General features: G+C 38.7%; 11 protein-coding genes and 1 riboswitch. Of the genes, 5 read left to right on the forward strand and 6 right to left on the reverse strand.

All coding sequences use genetic code 11. The features are described 5' to 3' along the window. Positions 1-564 precede the first annotated feature (564 nt). The 5 genes from metE to ACNR9Q_RS12435 form a co-directional block, all read right to left on the reverse strand. The gene (gene metE, locus ACNR9Q_RS12415; RefSeq protein ID WP_419211537.1) at positions 565-2,886 is read right to left on the reverse strand and encodes a 5-methyltetrahydropteroyltriglutamate--homocysteine S-methyltransferase; all 2,322 of its coding nucleotides are present in this window, start codon (positions 2,884-2,886) and stop codon (positions 565-567) included. 181 nt (positions 2,887-3,067) lie between these two features. Next, a riboswitch (cobalamin riboswitch) is annotated at positions 3,068-3,259 on the reverse strand. Between the two features lie 668 nt (positions 3,260-3,927). Continuing rightward, complete coding sequence (locus ACNR9Q_RS12420; RefSeq protein ID WP_419211538.1) at positions 3,928-4,575, reverse strand: hypothetical protein; 648 nt, start codon at positions 4,573-4,575, stop codon at positions 3,928-3,930. A 3-nt stretch (positions 4,576-4,578) separates the two neighbouring features. Then, entirely contained in the window at positions 4,579-5,529 is a 951-nt protein-coding gene (locus ACNR9Q_RS12425) for a DUF2971 domain-containing protein (RefSeq protein ID WP_419211539.1), read from the reverse strand. A gap of 198 nt (positions 5,530-5,727) precedes the next feature. Then, a complete protein-coding gene (locus tag ACNR9Q_RS12430) occupies positions 5,728-6,498 on the reverse strand; it encodes a hypothetical protein (protein ID WP_419211540.1) in 771 nt (256 codons plus the stop codon). Between the two features lie 148 nt (positions 6,499-6,646). Then, positions 6,647-7,453, reverse strand: coding sequence for a DUF1853 family protein (locus ACNR9Q_RS12435; RefSeq protein ID WP_419211541.1), 807 nt, complete (start codon positions 7,451-7,453; stop codon positions 6,647-6,649). Positions 7,454-7,615: 162 nt separating this feature from the next. Here ACNR9Q_RS12435 and ACNR9Q_RS12440 point away from each other — a divergent pair, with 162 nt between their 5' ends. The 3 genes from ACNR9Q_RS12440 (at position 7,616) to ACNR9Q_RS12450 (ending at position 12,536) form a co-directional block, all read left to right on the forward strand. Beyond that, a complete protein-coding gene (locus ACNR9Q_RS12440) occupies positions 7,616-9,493 on the forward strand; it encodes a hypothetical protein (RefSeq protein ID WP_419211542.1) in 1,878 nt (625 codons plus the stop codon). 277 nt (positions 9,494-9,770) lie between these two features. After that, positions 9,771-10,919 carry a vWA domain-containing protein gene (locus tag ACNR9Q_RS12445; RefSeq protein ID WP_419211543.1) on the forward strand — a complete coding sequence of 383 codons (1,149 nt, stop codon included), beginning with the start codon at positions 9,771-9,773 and terminating at the stop codon, positions 10,917-10,919. A gap of 153 nt (positions 10,920-11,072) precedes the next feature. Beyond that, on the forward strand, positions 11,073-12,536 hold the full coding sequence (locus ACNR9Q_RS12450; RefSeq protein ID WP_419211544.1) for a magnesium chelatase: 1,464 nt from the start codon (positions 11,073-11,075) through the stop codon (positions 12,534-12,536). Between the two features lie 80 nt (positions 12,537-12,616). Here ACNR9Q_RS12450 and ACNR9Q_RS12455 read toward each other — a convergent pair whose 3' ends face one another. Then, on the reverse strand, positions 12,617-13,099 hold the full coding sequence (locus tag ACNR9Q_RS12455; protein ID WP_419211545.1) for a hypothetical protein: 483 nt from the start codon (positions 13,097-13,099) through the stop codon (positions 12,617-12,619). A gap of 367 nt (positions 13,100-13,466) precedes the next feature. Here ACNR9Q_RS12455 and ACNR9Q_RS12460 point away from each other — a divergent pair, with 367 nt between their 5' ends. Together ACNR9Q_RS12460 and corA are read left to right on the forward strand one after the other, a co-directional pair. Continuing rightward, positions 13,467-14,252 carry a tRNA pseudouridine synthase A gene (locus tag ACNR9Q_RS12460; RefSeq protein ID WP_419211546.1) on the forward strand — a complete coding sequence of 262 codons (786 nt, stop codon included), beginning with the start codon at positions 13,467-13,469 and terminating at the stop codon, positions 14,250-14,252. A 40-nt stretch (positions 14,253-14,292) separates the two neighbouring features. After that, positions 14,293-15,381: a magnesium/cobalt transporter CorA gene (gene corA / locus ACNR9Q_RS12465; protein WP_419211547.1), complete on the forward strand. Its 1,089-nt coding sequence runs from the start codon at positions 14,293-14,295 to the stop codon at positions 15,379-15,381. The last annotated feature ends 2 nt before the right edge of the window (positions 15,382-15,383 follow it).

Consider the following 15,383-nt stretch of genomic DNA (forward strand, 5'->3'; position numbering starts at 1 on the left):
CAGACGGAAGATATTTGAACCTGCGGTATTTTATAAACCTTTATTTTTTCTGTCGCCCTAGTAGCGTACGGAGTGTTAGGAAAAGGTAGCGCATACCTTTTTTGGCGAGGTGCCAGCCGATGTAGGGGGCAGTCTTTTTGCGATATCAAGCTAAAGTTCCATGTCCCTCAGTTTTTTATTGAGTTCGACTATCTCCGTTTGTTGCTCGGTAAACTTAGGATTCCCCTTTTCAGGGAAAATATTGTACCTATATTTTTTTGGTCTTTTTTTGCCTGCACCTCGATATCGAGGGTTTCAGCTCAGTTCCTTGTATACCTCTGCGGCGTCAATCATGGCCTAGCTGAGTTCTACTGTCTTTTGCTTCAACTTCGTTATGGTACTCTCTTTTTGGTTTTGAGATGCGTTCAAAGTTAATTCAATCGGTCAACACGCTCTTTTCTCAGAGTCTAGGTACATGTAGTAAGTCCAAAATTTTCAACGTAAGTCTATATTGAAATAGAGCCCACCTTGCGCTCAAAAAAGGCATTTCAAAGTGGGCTGTATTATCATCATTGCAATTACCGATCAGGCGATTGATTCTTCAACCTCGGCCCTTAATGTTTTGGCCGCTCTTACCATGGCTTTCAATGCTTTTTCGGTCTCTTCCCAATGACGGGTCTTCAGGCCACAATCAGGGTTTACCCAAAGTTGCTTTTCAGGGATTACTGATTTAGCCTTTTTCAATAGACGTACCATTTCTTCCGTGTTAGGCACACGCGGCGAATGAATATCGTAGACTCCAGGGCCGATATCATTTGGATAGTTGAACTTTGCAAAGGAGTCTAACAGTTCCATTTGAGACCGGGAACACTCGATAGTAATGACATCGGCATCCATATCCGCAATGTTATGCATGATGTCGTTGAACTCAGAATAGCACATATGGGTATGGATCTGGGTTTCGTCACTTACGCCCGTTGAGGCGATACGAAATGCCCTAATCGCCCATTTTAGATATTCTTGCCAGTTTTCCTTGAGTAGAGGTAAGCCTTCCCTTATTGCAGGTTCGTCAATTTGAATGATTTTTATTCCAGCTTTCTCCAAATCCTTCACTTCGTCCCGAATGGCCAGAGCAATCTGATCACAAGTGGTGGAGCGAGGTTGATCGTTCCTTACAAAGCTCCATTGTAAAATAGTGACCGGACCCGTCAACATGCCTTTTACCAATTTTTTAGTCAAGCTCTGGGCATAGACTGTCCAATCTACGGTCATTGGGCTCTGACGCGAAACGTCCCCATAAATAATCGGCGGTTTTACACACCTGCTCCCATAACTTTGCACCCAACCGAATTTTGTGAATACGAACCCGTTTAGCCGTTCCCCAAAATATTCTACCATATCGTTTCGTTCGAATTCCCCATGCACCAGTACGTCTATTTCTAAGTCTTCTTGTAATCGTATGGTCTTTTCGGTTTCCTTTCGTAGTAGTGAATTATACTGCTCTTGGGTCAACGTCCCTTTTTTAAATTGGGCCCGCCAACTGCGTACTTCTTTGCTCTGCGGAAACGAACCGATGGTGGTCGTAGGATATATTGGTAGTTTCAAAGCCTTTTGCTGTAGTTCTTTGCGTATAGCAAACGGATTATCGCGCCTCGAATCAACTTCGGTTAAGGCTTCGGTTCGGTGTTTCACTACCTGATTATGGATGGTCGTTGAAGATAATCGACTTTTAGCGGCGTCGAATCTCTCTTCAACACGATCGAGTAAGCTTTCTTCATTCTTGCCACTTCCCAAATTTTTTAGTGTGACCACTTCATTCAATTTTTGCTTAGCGAACGCCAACCAATTTTTTATTTCGGGAGTAAGCGTTTTTTCATCCGTTTCAATATCCAAATCACAAGGACAATGGATCAAGGAACAGCTCGGTGCAATAAAAATCCGATCACTTCCAATCGCATTTTGCGCTTTTTCAATAATCCTGAAGGACACTCCGAAATCGTTTTTCCAGATATTCCTTCCATCAACGATACCCAATGAAATGCTCAAAGTTTCTGGTAAATTATTCAGTACGTCGTCAAGTTGTTGTGGGTCTCTGACCAAGTCAATGTGTAGGGCACAGATAGATAGTGAAGTCGCTAGTTTTAGATTATTGCCCAACCCATTAAAATAGGTGGCTACGAGGGTTTTCAGCTTCGGGAATTCATTTTTGACCGTGGTATAAAAGTTACGCAAGGCTTCTTTTTCGCTGCCCGTCAAATCTAGAGCTAAAAACGGCTCGTCGAACTGTATCCATTCAACTCCCCTTTCTATCAATTGAGTAATAATGTCAAGATAAACGGGTATTAGTGCATTGATCAGTTCAATACGATGGAAACCATTCTCCTTCTCCTTTCCTAGGAGCAAATACGAAACAGGGCCTAAGATTACGGGCTTCGTTAGTATGCCCTGTTTCTTTGCTTCACTGAATTCATCTATAATTTTTGTGGAGAACAAGCTGAATTGCTGCCCTTTTTCAAACTCTGGTACAATATAATGGTAGTTCGTATCGAACCATTTAGTCATTTTCATGGCGGTAATGTCAAATCCATCTTTTTGATATCCCCTTGCCATTGCAAAATAGAGGTCCTGTTCAGAGTTTCCTTCTTTTAGCATGACCTCGTGATATCGTTTTGGAATGGCATTGACGGTCAGCGACATGTCCAATACTTGGTCATAAAATGAAAAATCATTGGAAGGGATCAGGTCTATGCCCGCCTCTTTTTGCAATTGCCAATTATGCTTTTTGATGTTATGGCCTGCTTCTAACAGATCATTTCTTGAAATTTTGCCCGACCAATACTGCTCGCAGGCTTTTTTGAGTTCCCTGTGACCACCAATGCGCGGGTAGCCGAGAATGTGCGTTTTCATTTCTTTTAACTTTTAATGAGTATTCGATTAAGTTAAAAGCTCGTTGCAGATCTTCAGTTTTGCAATGCGCGAAAAGGAATAGCGATGGAAAGGAAAAGAGCATAACAGATTAGTATAGAATAAACATAGTACCCTATTTCAAATGTATACCCTACCTGACCAAAGCTTCAGATCGCGAAAGCAAAGTCATAGCGGAACAGGCAGGTCTCCTGACTTATAACGATTTTTATCGTCCTTCCCATTCTAAAAAAGAACAGTGGACCACAAGGATAAAAATCTTTTGAATGTTACTTACAGTTGCGCGACAGCTCTGGATTTGCACCAGATTCCCTATTAATGCACGTTAAGTGTAACCTTTTCCGATAGATGAATTATGTAATGAACTTTTAAAAGGTAAAGGTATACTTTTTCCGACTAAAATCTATCCGTCATTTTCATCGGATACAATCTTCTTCCTATCCAATTACAAATAGGGCGCAAAAGAAATCAATTAAAGAAGCCATTAAAATGGTCAATGAATCGGATGCTAGATCGATAAGCACTTATTTTTAGAATATTCATCGTGTGTAATTGTCTTTTTAGTTGAATGGAATATTTTATAGCATTGGCGAAAAAAATACGTGTTTAATAGTAATAGTATTAAAGGAACATGTGGATTACCATAGGGCTCGCACAGGTCAACAAAGTGATGCACCTCTCGACCATCACGTACAACCTGAAAAAATACCTGAAATTTGAAGGGAAACAGGTAAAAAGCGGGGCGGGACAGCTTGCTTTTTTAAAACACTTAAAAGTGTTCTTCAACACCTGTTCAGTTCCTCTATAAAGTCTGTGAAATTGACGTTCCAATTCTGAACGGATAAGAAAAAAGCCCAGTAAAGGGGCTGATATTCATCCATTATTTGACCGGTTATGGGCTTGTGCAACGGTTACTATTGTTACCAACTGTTTTTTTTCGTCCGATTGAAAAGTCCATCTGCGCAACAGTTGCGCCTGAGTTATGTCCACACCAAATTCTTGTCCATTGGCTGCTTATTTCTTTTAACTTTTGAAGTTTCTGATAGAGATCTTCGCAAATAGTACAGCAATATAGCCTCGGATTATGAAACTAATAACCGCTCCGATTTTTGCTCCACTAGTAAACCCATCACTAAAATCTTCAGCGTACTCGTCCGAGAAACCATCAATCAAACATGCTAGTTTATCAAATGAATCTTGTAGATAAACTTCTGGATATATAATTATAAAAGTGGCGAAAGACGCTATGTAAGTTAATGCAAGAGCTCTTTTAGGATATAGTTTGCCAATTAATAGTCCAGCAAAAATAAAAGCGCTCCAATCTAATAAAAAGGCAATTCCGATATAAGCTAAACTACAAAAGACGTCTTCTCCGTAAAAAACAATAGCGTATTGTAGTAAACCTTTTACAACACCAAATAAACCAACTAAAATTAAGATTGATACTAATGTTGAGTATGCAGTATTTTTGAATTTTTTTGGTAGTTTTAATGAAACTGTAGGTTTTAAATCCAGTTTTTCAATATAAATTAAAAATATTCCTGTTGAAATTGTGCCTATGATTCCAGAAACGGTCGCACCAAATATTTTTTCAACAATTACTACAATTACAATTAACCCAATGAGGGTTAGAAAAAATGTGATTAAAAAGCTTTGTTTTTTTTTACCCAAATTTTAATGAGATTTTAATGTTTGTTTATTTAATTGTTCTAATTTTATTTTTCCTATAAATTCTATCCAACCTTTATAATCTCTCGGTTCAAATGAATTGTATTGCCATCTCATTTCAATAATTGGTACATTAAGTTTATTCGCATATGCAAGTAGTTCACTCTTTTGTTTGTCATTTGCGTAACTTGAAATAAAAATCGCTTCAACACAATCTGATATATCAAGCATCATTGTTCTGTCAAAAACAAGTTCTCCTCGAATATTTTCTATACAACATTTATTTTTATCAAAAAGAGTTCCTATCCTGTATTCGTTTTCACTACTATAATCTTTGTGTTTCAAGAAAAATGATTGTTTTACTTTTTCGACAATCAATTTTTTATATTCTTCTTTTCCAACATTTAATAAATGGTTTCCTTGAATGTCTCCGATTTTGGCAACCGACAATTCTCGGAAAGTTAAATATTTAACATCCTCTTCTAGTAGTGCAATTCTTGTCTCATTTTTTGATATTATTTTTTCTTTGGAAAATGCTAAACAAACACCAGAATAATTGTCTGCATATTGGTTCCACATTCTAAGTTTTGTAAAACCAAATAGTTCCTCATGCCCGTTAAATTCACTTAAATAATATTCACTTGCAAAAGATTCTCCCATGCGATTTTTGCAAAAACATATCTGATGAAACTGATTCTCCAAATTAGATATATACTTGTGTAAGTCATTCGAGTCTAATGTGGTTTCCTTTGCAATTACTTCATCAGCTTTTGTTCCAGTATAAACAGTACCTCTTCTTGCTTTTCTACTTTCAATTGGGTCATGGGAATTTCTACTTGCATTAAAACGTAATTGTCCGTTGAAAAGGATAAAATCTATTGCAGTAGAAGCCTTTGTGTAATGATAAATTATGTCCTCGGAATAAATTTTTTTGAAAAAACTAATATCTACATGCATAATCTTATTTTTTTGAACTTAATTTTTCGAATGCAACTGGTTGTTCAACCTTGTGCGTAACGTGTTTGTGTATGAGCCGTTGCGTGATTTAGCACGAACCAAACCAAGTACAAAACTAAACAGGAAAATCCGCGAGGATTTTCCGAAGTAACACAGACCAAGCAATGGCTTATACACGGCTTGTTGGCAACTGGCTTTTTATGGTCGAATAAAATCATAATTTCCATTTATTTCGTCCACATTCCAAGTCAGTTTTGGTAGCTCAATATTTTTATTAAATTCTATTAATGTTAATGATTTTAGTTGGTCAAATTTGTAATTTGTTCTAATTCGAGTGTTTGATAAAAAATAACTCCCTTGCACAAATTCTCCTTTTTCCTTTATTATTTTTTCTAATTCTTTCGAGTTTGTTTTTACATAAAATTCTCTTGAATCTGCAAATCCAGGTTTTAGTTTTAATTCCACTATTCCGTTATTTTTTAAAACTGCGTCCACAAAAACCGTTCTCGAATAATCTTTGTCCATTCGGTCAAAAATTATGAAAGCAAAAAATCCAAGAGCAAACAGAATAGAAGTCAATTGAAATTTTATTCTATTCTCTGTTTTGTCTGTTAAATAAATAATTGACAATGGAATTAAACTCAAAAATATTAAATAAGGAAGAAGCAGAACTAAAATCAAAATACTGTTCTGAAAATCAAAGGTCAAATATTTTCCCACTTCGTTTGTTAGTAAAATGCTATATGAAATCGAAGTCAGTAAAGTCAATAAAATTCCGAATTTCGGTTTTGTGAATACTAAAATTAGAGAAACAAATAACATTGGATAAAGCAACAAATAAAAGTCCGTTGTTTTATCAATTCCATATGCAAAAACCGTTATAGTTTGAGAAAGAAAGCTAATCAGCCCGACAATTGTCAGAATTATTATTGTTAATCGGATTTTTTTCTGTTTTTCCGTCTGTTTCATTTTTTTCAGCTTGTTGCCAACGTAGATATAGATCATATGGTTTATATATCTATTATATGTGGAACTAAAATACCTCTTTTTACCTATGGGTGAAATACTGCAGGGTCCTAGCTTATAACGAGTTGTCAACAGTTCAAAAAGAAAGCACTCACCACCACACCACAAAAAACTTTTCGAATTCCATCTCGCTTATTTTCATCCAGACCATGGGCGCATTTTGTTTGAGGAGCCGTAGGTTGACCTCCACGAGGATTTCAAAATGGGGGGTCCATTCCACGTGTGCATGCGGTTCCAACACCCACTGGCTTTTATAGGGAATGTAAAACTGGTAGTGTTTAAAGGCATCGGTCTGGAAGTCGGCCATCCGAAGCCAATGGCCCACGATACAATTGGGATTGAGCGGACGAAGGTTTAGAGTTTTACTACCATAAGGTTCGAACAATTGGGCCTTGTAGCAGGCTTGGTGGGTAATTTGAGAAGCATCGATGTCTTTTTCGGCCAAGGCGTTACTGCCGGGAAGGGAATGCAATAAGGAAAACTGTTCGTTCTTGATCTTTTCCATTTTGGTAAAGAACCTATCGCGCCGGTTAGGCCCCATGAGTTGGTGAACGGGTTCGGAGATTTCGGGGTTAATAATATAGAATTTATAGGTAAGTTCAACATGGATGATTTGTTGCGTTTTGGTATCCCGCAGGATAAAATCTATTTCCCCGATGGTCTGCTTTCCCTGTCGTATGGGTAGGTTATGGATTAAAACATCATATTGCGTGCAATGGTCTAGGACTTGTTTAAATACTTGTTCCATCTGGTGGCCCAAGCGCATCTTTTGTGGAATGGGTGTAGGGGAGAAGTCCGTTAAATCCACCTGTGGAAATTCAAACTGTTTTATGTTGAACTGTGTGTTGACCCAAAGTGGTGGAGTGTTCAGAAAACTTTTTAGTTGTTGAAAAACCATGGGTTCAAATGTAGTATAATCAAGTTTTAGTTGGATGAGAGCGGTAGTCAAAATAAGCCAAGTAAAGTCTATTCTTAAAAAAAACAATACTTTACATCACACTAGAGTAGTTATACAACAACTATTTGCCCGGCGCTTTTCATCTCTATACTTTTGGCTACGATGAAAAGTTTCTATTTACTTTCAGCATTTTTTTTGTATTCCCTTCCGTTTTGGGGCCAAAATACCTATTCGGATACCTTTAGCTCCGTTTCCTATTCCAATAACGATGGAAACACTAATTTCTCAGGTAGTTGGATAGAAGATGGAGATAATAATTCGGCTTCTAGCGGGTATATACGAATAACCTATGATGAGTTACGTTTTGCCTATATCTGGACGGAGAACATTAAGCGCACGGCTAACTTAACAGGGGCGACCAGTGCCATTCTCACGTTCAATTGGCGAACGTCTAGTCTGGAAAGTGGAGAAACCCTTGCCATACAACTATCCAGTAATGGTTCAACATTTACCACTTTGACCACCTTTGGGGGTAATAGCTCAGGAACTTTCAATCAAGACATATCCGCCTTTATTTCTGCAAATACTACCATACGATTTGCAAAGGGAGGTGGTAATTGGACCGATAACAATGACAGCGTATACATCGATAATATATCAATAACAACTACGTCAAGCCCCGATACCGATAATGATGGTATTCACGACAATGTCGATCTCGATGATGATAATGATGGCCTGACCGATGAAGAAGAGTATTGTACGACCGCGAATGCTGCCTTTTTGGTCTCACAAGATGTCGGTGAAAGATCGGTAACGGTGAACCACACCGACACGGGTTATCTTCGACTTGATTTTACCTCGATGGATAACTCCTTTCAACTTTACACGAATGGCACGCCGGTACATCCTTCTGTTTTGGAGTTCGAAAATGGAGCTTTAGATGCCGGGGAAGAATATTTCCGTTTTCAATCTGACAATGCCTTCATAAGTACACCTTGGGATGCAAACGTAAACGGGCTACCACGATTACGGCTTATTATTAATGAAATGGGTAAAATCACGCTGTATGGCACAAGAAGCACAACGGCTACTACTTTAGAACTGATCGGTGCCCAATCTGGCAATCCATTCAATACGATCAATTGGGTGCCAGGCGCAAATAATGTCTTTACGATTACAAACCAAGCAGGCCCAGGTCCTGAAGGTTTTACAGGAGAATTGTTCGTAAGTGCCTTGTGCGATAGCGACGGAGACGGCATCTTGAACAGCTTGGATCTTGATTCTGACAATGACGGTATCTATGACATCGTAGAATCAGGAGTTTTAAATATCGGTGGAGTTAATGATTCCAACAATGATGGTGTTATTGATGGAGCCGCTGCTACCTTTGGTGCTAATGGCTTATTTTCATCTATTGAGGATAACGATACGCCCTATGCCAATATGAGTTATATTATTTTAGATACCGATTCGGACGGAATGTATAATCCCTATGATCTTGACGCCGACGGTGATGGTTGTGCCGATGTGTTGGAAGCAGGATATACCGATACCAATGGCGATGGCCTTTTGTCCGGTTTACCCACCAATGTGGATAGTAAAGGATTGGTTACAGGAACAGGAACCATCGATGGTTACGTAACCCCCAATGACAACAATGCAAATGGCACTTATGATTTTCAAGAATTTTCATCTGCCCCTGCTATTGCGACCCAGCCCATTTCCGCTACAATCTGCCCAAGTTGTTCTACCTCTTTTTCAGTAAGTGCAACCGATGCCACTTCATACCAATGGCAAATTTTTAATGGAACTACCTGGATAAACCTCGCAGATAGTGGTATCTATAGTAACACCAGTACCAATACCCTAAGCCTGACCAATGCCACCCCATCAGATAACGGTAAGCAATATCGGGCTATTCTTACCAACAGTACGTTTTTATGTGGAAACACTACCTCTGTTTCGGCACAGTTGAACATTCAGGTAAATACGGTAGTCACCAACCGAAAAATCACTTATAAGGTGAATAAAAATTAGTAGGGTACTATAGGCTTTTAGAGTGTTTTCATTTTCTGAATTTTAGATGGAGTATCGTACGAACTTCTTTTACATCATCAACCATCACAATGAAAGTATAACCAAAGAGAGCTACCTTGCTGCAGTCCCTTCGACTGCGCTAAGGTTTACATAGCGGTAACTTTTTACTTTTCGTTGTCCACTAACCACTAATTCACTAACCCACTAAGTCTTAAACAACAACGTTAACATTTCTTAAATAGCATCGGGATCACTAGAAATGTGTTAATTTTAGGGTATGACTATGAATGTAAGAAAAGGGTTTCGATTCGAGACCTATGAAGCACCAGAACAATCCGTTTTCGATAAACTTTTTGAAGTTTTTCAGGAATTGATCACTCATACTTCGGGCGATTTTGACGAGGCTATCGACTGGTTGCGCGAATTGGACAAGGAATACGAACTCACCACACCAGACTACACCATTGAGGATTTTATCGAGGAACTCAAGGCCAAGGGCTATATCCGCGAAGAATTTAAAGATGGTGGTGGTGATGGTGAAAAAGGAGCGGAAGGACAAGGCGGAGATATCTCTATCACGGCGAAAATGGAACGGATTATCCGTCAGCGGGCATTGGACCAAATTTTTGGGAAACTGAAACGTAGTGGCTCCGGAAACCATAAAACGGGAAAATCAGGACAAGGCGATGAGCATACCGGCGATATGCGTGAGTATCGCTATGGGGACGATCTGGGCAATATAAGCATGACCGAAAGTTTGAAAAACGCACAAATCAACCATGGAATGGGCGGTTTTCAGCTAAGCGAGGAAGACCTTGTAGTAGAGGATACCCAATACAAGGCCCAGATGAGTACGGTGCTGATGATCGACATTAGCCACAGCATGATCCTTTATGGGGAAGACCGGATTACCCCCGCTAAAAAAGTGGCGATGGCCTTGGCCGAACTCATTACGACCCGATACCCTAAGGATACCTTAGATATCTTGGTCTTTGGGAACGACGCGTGGCCCATCCCCATCAAAGACCTGCCCTATTTAAAAGTGGGACCCTACCATACCAATACCGTGGCCGGACTACAATTGGCCATGGATATGTTACGGAGAAAGCGCAACACCAACAAGCAGATTTTCATGATTACTGACGGTAAACCCAGTTGCTTGCGTATGCCTGATGGCACCTATTATAAAAATAGTGTCGGGCTAGATGATTTTATTGTGGAAAAATGCTACAATATGGCGGCACAAGCCCGTAAACTGCATATTCCTATCACCACATTTATGATTGCCCAAGATCCCTATCTGATGCAATTTATCCGTCATTTTACAGAAGCCAACAAAGGCAAGGCATTTTTCACCGGACTCAAAGGACTGGGAGAAATGATATTTGAGGATTATGAGGCGAATAGGAAGAAACGGTTGAAATAGGGGTTAGTAGTTAGTGAACTAGTAGTAAGGAGTGAATTTATAAATAAAGGAATAGCGAAGAGAAAATAGGGAAGTGATTGGTGTTAAGTTAGATGGCTTAGACCTAAAGTCTCAAAACGATTATCTCTAAAACTATCGACCATCAAAAATTATATGGAGCATACAAAAATTAAAACATTAGGCCAGTTAATAAAGGTCGGATATCAAACTAAAAAAATTAAGGACGAATTACGGGATAACCTTCGGGCGAACATCAAGGACGGAAAAGATTCCTTTCCTGGGGTTTGGGGCTATGAGGATTCCGTGATTCCAGAATTGGAACGTGCGATTCTTTCCCGTCATAATATCAACCTTTTGGGATTACGCGGACAAGCGAAAACCCGTTTGGCCCGTTTGATGGTGAATTTATTGGATGAATGGATTCCCGTAGTGGAAGGGTCCGAAATCAATGATGACCCGTTTTTGCCGATGTCGCGCTACGCCATGGAGGTGGTGGCGGAAAAAGGAGAGGACACGCCCATTTCATGGTTGCACCGAGAGGACCGCTTTTTTGAAAAGTTAGCCACACCCGATGTTACCGTGGCGGATTTGATCGGGGATGTAGACCCCATCAAAGCGGCGAACTTGAAATTATCCTATGCAGATGACCGTGTAATTCACTTCGGGATGATTCCCCGTGCCAATCGCTGTATTTTTGTCATCAACGAGCTACCCGACCTACAGGCACGTATACAAGTTTCACTGTTTAACATTTTACAGGAGGGTGATATTCAGATTAGAGGCTTTAAGTTGCGATTACCGTTGGATTTACAATTTGTATTTACGGCTAATCCTGAGGATTACACCAACCGAGGTAGCATCGTTACGCCGTTGAAAGATAGGATCGGTTCCCAAATCTTGACCCATTATCCAGACGATATCGAAACTGCCCGTAAGATTACGGAGCAAGAATCTAAATTAGATCCTCGACAGGTAGAGACTGTTTATGTACCCGATTTGGCCAAGGATTTGTTGGAACAAATCAGTTTCGAAGCCCGTGAAAGTGAATATGTGGATGCCAAAAGTGGGGTGAGTGCCAGGACGAGTATTACCGCTTTTGAGAATCTTTTGAGTACCGCAGAACGCAGGTCCTTATTGAATGGTGGTGATCATACCATGGTCCGTTTGAGCGATTTTATAGGAATCATTCCCGCCATTACCGGAAAGATAGAATTGGTCTATGAAGGAGAGCAGGAGGGAGCGGACGGTGTTGCCGGAATCCTGATCGATGACGCGGTAAAAACATTGTTTCCGAACTATTTCCCGAAAATCAATAAACTGGAACGTAAAGACGAAGAAACGGTTTATGACGAGCTGTTACATTGGTTCTTCCAAGGCGAAGGCATTGAGTTGATGGACGATTTTACCGATGAAGAATACAAAAGGGCCTTGGATAGTATTCCGGCCTTGAATCAGTTGATCAAAGACCATCAACCCGAATATCCAGAACAGGATGTATATTTTTTAAAAGAATTATTGTTATGGGGCTTAGTTTCCTATAAAAAATTAAATAAACAGAGGTTTACCGACGGTTATGAGTTTAAAGACCTGTACAGTAGTTTTTTGAAAGGTATTTAGTGCAAGCCAAAATATTAATGCATAAAAAACCTCAATTCCAAATTGAGGTTTTTTTATTGTTTTAAGGCTTTTGTAATTAATTATTTCCAGTGATCGACATGTTGGTTCATGTCATCGAAACGATACGTTCCCACAATCTGTTTTCGATAACTAATGGCTAAAATGGTCACCAAAAGTAATAGAGCATATAAACCCAACATAAAATAGCCTAAAGGTAAAAAAGTAGTCGGGATCAGATGATTTTCAAAATCAGCGTAGCTCATTAATTTTAAAATCGTATCCACTAATTTATAGAGGTATACAAAAGAAATAAAGTATAGGACATATTCTAAGGTACGCATAGGAGGATCACTTAACTCATTCTCCTTAATTTTGAACCAGAGCACGTATAGAAATACAAAATGAACAATGGACAATATCGGAAATATGTAATTGTCTATTTTAAAAAAATAGAACTTGTTGGTGTAAAGACCATAGAAACTGAAAACATTCAATAGCAATAGTACGCCAATGGAAAGTATTAGCGTACGTTGCCATGTGAGAATTGCTTTTATAAAACGCATGTTAAGTAGGTTTTATGGCTTTGGGAAACCATAATTGCTTCTTTAGAACGGCTATATATTTTCTTTATTTTATACAATTCGATGAACGGTAAATTTATGTCGTTAAGTACCGAAATGAGTATTGTTAATAGCTATTCTACCCTGTATTCGCATCACGACAGTTCCCCTATAAATGTCGTGACATCTATCAAGTAACAAAATAAAGCCAATATACCGACCACCCAAAACCCCTTTGGGGGGCTCACTCCTGAGAAATTCATAATAGCAATGGTTTAATATAGTGTTTGACCCAATTTACAAAATTACGGTCTACGGGTTACCTAAAATTTGGAACATAGAACAAAATGAATGTATTATTTTTGCGGAAATGGATCAACATCGTTTTCGCTATCTAGTACGGTTACAATATTTGGGGTTTAGATATAGTGGTTGGCAAATTCAACCGAAACAGCGTACGGTAGAAGCCATGTTGAACAAGACTTTCACTTTTTTATACCCCGATGTTGAATACAAAATTTTAGGTGCTGGTAGGACAGATGCCAAAGTATCTGCGCTAGATGGTGCTTTTGAATTGTTCTTGGCACAAGAATTAGAAAATCTAAATCTTTTTTTGATGGAGTTCAATAAAAACTTACCTCCAGATATCAGGTTACTTTCCATTCAACCCAAACAAGGCGACTTCAACATCATAAAGGATAGTAAAACAAAAGAATATCTTTATTTGTTTTCATACGGACAAAAAAACCATCCCTTTAGTGCGCCTTTTATATCAAATTATACAGATTATTTAGACTTGGAACGCATGAAAATGGGGGCGATGTTATTTGAAGGCACCCATGATTTTTCGATATATACGGCTGAATTAAAGCCGAACACCAAAACCGTTCGACATATTGATTCTTGTTATATAGAGGAGAATAACCTTTTGAAAGCCAATTTTTTCCCTGAAAAAAGCTTTATTCTAAAAATTAGGGGAAAAGGTTTTATGCGCTATCAAATACGAATGATTATGGGAGCCTTGGTTCAATTAGGTAAAAATGAACTGACCTTAGCAGAAATTGAAGCCTCATTAAAATCTGGATCCGGTTTAAAACTTAAAACCATTGCACCCGGTTCTGGTCTGCTTTTGAACCAAATTTCTTTTAAAGGTTAGTCGGCAGTTTTAGTATATTTAAATATTAATAAGAAAAGCATTGAACAAAAAACTGATATTCCCTAAACGTAAAAAGAAGAAGTCCCGTGTACAGAACAAAATGGGAAAAGCCCCAGGGACTATTAGTTATACCGGCGATAAAGAACGTTCAGATAGTATTATTTTCAGTACGGCCTATAATACCGATATCCTCGAAATCAATGAATTTAAGCAGTTAGATCAATTTCTCGCAAAGAAAAATAAGGGTTTAATTACTTGGGTAAATGTCGTGGGAATATCTGACGAACCCTTCATAGACCGCTTAGGGAAGCATTTTAATTTGAATCCGTTGGTGTTGGAAGACATTGTAAATACCGAACAACGCCCTAAGATCGATGAGTACGAGGATTATATTTTCGGTGTTTTTAGGATGTTATACATCACGCCGGAAGATGAGATTTTAGGAGAGCATATTGCCTTCGTACTTCTTGAGGATACGGTTTTGGTTTTTCAAGAAGTAAAAGAGGATGTTTTTAATGGTCTAAGAGACCGCATTAGCAATAAACTTGGTAGAATAAGGAGTAAAGGCTCCGATTATCTTTTCTTCGCACTATTAGATGCCATAGTCGACAATTACTTTTTGGCCATCGAGAATTTAAACCATCGGATAGAGGTTTTGGAAGATGAAGTCTACCAGAATCCTGAACCCGTAGTCGCTCAAAACATTCAACAATTAAAAAAAGAGGTTTTAAAAATAAGACGTTGGATCTATCCTGTAAAGGAATTGATCAGTAGACTTATAGATTCTGAAAATCCATTAATAACAAAGGATACGAAATTATTTTTGCGTGACGTTTTGGACCATGCCATAGAGATTAACGAGAGTTTACAGATATACCGCGAAATGTCCATGAGTTTAATGGAAATGTATATGAGCAACATGAGCAATAAAATGAACGAAGTGATGAAAGTATTGACCATTATGGCATCCATCTTTATTCCGTTAACATTTATTGCAGGTATCTACGGAATGAATTTTGACAACATGCCAGAATTGCACTATAAGTACGGATACTATTGCGTTTGGGGTGTCATGATCATTCTTTTTGTGGGAATGATCTTCTATTTTAAAAAGAAGAAATGGCTCTAATT

The sequence above is a fragment of the Maribacter sp. X9 genome, assembly GCF_048537565.1.
GTDB lineage: Bacteria > Bacteroidota > Bacteroidia > Flavobacteriales > Flavobacteriaceae > Maribacter.